Here is a 3,186-nt window from a genome sequence, read left to right as displayed (position 1 = left end):
GATGAAAGTTGCATGCACGGTGTGGAGCAGGGGAAAAGGTGGAGATGACTTCGAAGCCTTACCTATTGCTATCCTCAGGTAACAGTGAACCAAGCCAAGAAGACATCCAAGTTACTAGAAAACTTGTAGAAGCAGGAAAAATTATGGGCATCGAATTACTTGACCACATTGTGATAGGAGAAGATGAATTTGTCTCACTCAAAGAAAAAGGATACATCTAATCACTGGTTGTACGATGCAACTTGGTTTAAAGAGCGTATGTTTAATGTGTTTGGGGAAGTTGTTCCGACAGAAGATGTAAGCTATGAATCTGTTTTGTTAGAACGTGAGGAAATTGATGAAGGAATCATTGCCAGGGAAGACCTGAATCGATTACCCAATCCGCTTCTTACTCAAACGTTTATGTTTGTCGATAAGAATGCAGATGAATGGCTGCTTATGATTGTAATTGATGAGCATGATGGCAAACTACTTCTTGAAACATGGATGAAAAATGGAAAGGTCATATTAACCAATCAAGATGATAAAAAGGAATCATAATCACTTCACCATAGGGGGTAAATAGATAATATGCTGTGTAGAGTCATAAAGGCTGTTCGTGTTAAGGACAAAAACACGAATAGTCTTTTTTAGTTTCTAAAAAAGAAAGGAGAAAGTAAATGATTAAAATTCAAACGATGGCAGATGTTCATGCTTTAGAGGCTGATGAACAATTGCCTTCTTTATATGTAGAGGAAATTAAGAATCAATTTTTAATATGGTATGAAGCTGAAAATGAAGGAGAATCACTAGATGAATTTAGCTTGCCATCCTATTCGTGTATTTATCATTTTGATAGGGAGGAAGACATGCAGGTACTAATTGATCACATGAATGCATTGGAATTTGTAGATGTTGAGAAAATTGAGGGTCAAAAATATTTCAGAATTGGACTCATGCAAGATCATCAGATGTCCCTCATTTATTTCTTAGAAAGAACGCTACCACGAAAAACAGAACGTTGGCTTGAGAGTTAGGGGGAATAGCATGTTCAGTAACAAGAATGTAAGGTATATGACAAGAGCGATTGCAGAATCTTTACACATGGAAATACAAAAGCTTCTGTGGGACTTAATTGACTACGAACGAGAGCAAGGAAAGGAAATGGATTACTTACAGGTTTTTGAACTTGAAAACAGGCAGAATAAGCAACACATCACCCACAGACAAGAAGTACCTGAAAGAAAACGTGAATGGCTTGTTCCGCTAGTAAGGGAATCACCAGTAAACCTTACCGTTTGGTGTGTAGACGATCGGACACATCAAACCATGTTGTTTCCTAGTGATTATTGAGAGGGGAATGGAGTATGAAGAATAAAGAACTTGTCATAGAGGTTGTCATAGAACTTCTTGGTTCGCTTTTATCAGTGTTGTCCAGAAAAAGATAAATACAGTCAACTTCATTTAATTGAAGGGAAATGAGCTAGTCAAAGTTAAAAGAAATTAATGAATGGAAGTTACATGTGAAAAGGCGTTACAACCACACTTTTGGTGACTGTAACGCCTTTTATAACGAAAACAGATTATTTATGTTGCTCTGGAATCTGTCGCTCCACACCTTTTGGATCGAGGATTCAGTAGAAAGTAACCAGTGGTGCGTTGCCATATCGACCAGTTATTATAGAGACCATTCCAGTATTTCGGATAGTTCATAGAATTCGTTTTTATATTTAACTCTATCAATTTCATTTTTTAATTTGTAATCATTAAATTCAATTATTTCTTCATCATCGAAAGTAAAACAATCGGAATGATTTGATTTTAAAAAAGAAGCTAAGTGACGAGGAAATCCAATGTTTTGAATTTCTATTATAAACTTATCAGTAGTACCGTATTCTAGGAAATCAGACCAGTTGGATTCAACTACCTGTCCTTTATCTTGCAATAGAAGCATGTAATTATTAACATAACTTTTAATTTTAAATCGAATGACATTTTCAATGTCAGAAATAAGAGTGTTAATAAGGATATTAATATGTGCAACACTATCCCTGTTAAATATCTCGGATATATTTGCCTGGATAAAAATCCTTTTATTATTTTCATCATAATATTTTATTGCGTTTAAAATAATGTACTTTAAAGGTTTAGAGTTTACCCAAGAGTTTATTAATACAGCAAAATAAGTTAGATGCTCTCGATTTTTAAATAGTTGCTTTTCTTCAACACCCCATTCGTAGGAGTCAAATAATATATTAAGCATATTTAAACAGCTTTGGTAGTCAGTTTTTACTGGTAATTCATCCATAGATTTGGAATATATTTTATTTTGAATACTGACCGAAATATTTGCACTCTGTGCAATAATATAATCTGGAACTTCAATTTTTGATACAACTTTCTCTAAAGTAGCTTTCCCATCATTGTTCTTTTCTAAAAAACGATTACGAAGAATTGAATCACTTTTCACTATATCATGGTATAGTAAAATATTACCATACATATGTATAGACTTTTTTTCATCCACAGACAAGCGTTTATTAGTAAATGGTCTTCCAGAAAGTGAATTATTAATATTTTTATATAAATTCCCATCATTCTTTTTCATTAATGGAGATTCTATACTTGCAATTTTCCTTTTCTTTAATAATTCAATTTCCTGAGGGTTTTTCCAATAGCCTCTTTTATCAAAGATTCTTACACAAAAAATATTTCCACTTAGGTCTTTAGTCAGCCGACCAGCTCGTCCAGCTAAATTCCAAAAGTTAACGTCATCCATATTGCTCATACCAATTTTCATACTTAAAATAAAAATGTTTTTTGCAGGTAGATTAACTCCTTCAAGTAGAGTAGATGTGCAAAAAAGAAAGCGAATTTCCCCAGTTCGAAAGAGAGCCTCTATTCTTTCTCTTATGCGTTGTGGGATTTTTCCAAAGTGAAAAGCTACTCCTTTTTTTAAGCAATCAATTAAAAAATACTGATCATGTACACTTTCTTCTATTAGATTTATAAGTTCTTGTAGTTTTTCATTAGGATACTCCTTTAATTTACTAGAAAACTCTCTTGCTAATCCGACTGTATACGCAATAGTATTGCAGTAAATGATATTTTGTTTTTCTGATCCCAATGTATTGACTGATTATTACGCTGTTTTAGACCCACCTATACGCTAGAATGAGTCCTTCAATATCCATTCCGAGTCCACTT

General features: G+C 33.6%; 5 protein-coding genes. 4 read left to right on the top strand and 1 reads right to left on the bottom strand.

Features of this window, described 5'->3' with window-relative positions:
- Positions 1-44 precede the first annotated feature (44 nt).
- The 4 genes from ABD814_RS05960 (at position 45) to ABD814_RS05945 (ending at position 1,332) form a co-directional block, all read left to right on the top strand.
- Positions 45-221 (top strand): JAB domain-containing protein, encoded by a 177-nt coding sequence (locus tag ABD814_RS05960; RefSeq protein WP_344911308.1) that lies wholly within the window; start codon positions 45-47, stop codon positions 219-221.
- A complete protein-coding gene (locus ABD814_RS05955; RefSeq protein WP_344911306.1) occupies positions 190-540 on the top strand; it encodes a hypothetical protein in 351 nt (116 codons plus the stop codon). The genes ABD814_RS05960 and ABD814_RS05955 overlap by 32 nt, the downstream gene beginning before the upstream one ends.
- 119 nt (positions 541-659) lie before the next feature.
- A complete protein-coding gene (locus ABD814_RS05950; protein WP_344911304.1) occupies positions 660-1,016 on the top strand; it encodes a hypothetical protein in 357 nt (118 codons plus the stop codon).
- A 10-nt stretch (positions 1,017-1,026) separates the two neighbouring features.
- Positions 1,027-1,332: a DUF960 domain-containing protein gene (locus tag ABD814_RS05945; RefSeq protein ID WP_344911302.1), complete on the top strand. Its 306-nt coding sequence runs from the start codon at positions 1,027-1,029 to the stop codon at positions 1,330-1,332.
- A gap of 325 nt (positions 1,333-1,657) precedes the next feature.
- Here the strand turns inward: ABD814_RS05945 and ABD814_RS05940 are convergent, their stop codons facing one another.
- Positions 1,658-3,106 carry a helicase-related protein gene (locus tag ABD814_RS05940; RefSeq protein WP_344911300.1) on the bottom strand — a complete coding sequence of 483 codons (1,449 nt, stop codon included), beginning with the start codon at positions 3,104-3,106 and terminating at the stop codon, positions 1,658-1,660.
- Between the last annotated feature and the right edge of the window lie 80 nt (positions 3,107-3,186).

This window comes from Amphibacillus indicireducens (assembly GCF_039539605.1).
GTDB lineage: Bacteria > Bacillota > Bacilli > Bacillales > Amphibacillaceae > Amphibacillus > Amphibacillus indicireducens.
This window is presented reverse-complemented; position numbering and strand designations above follow the sequence as displayed.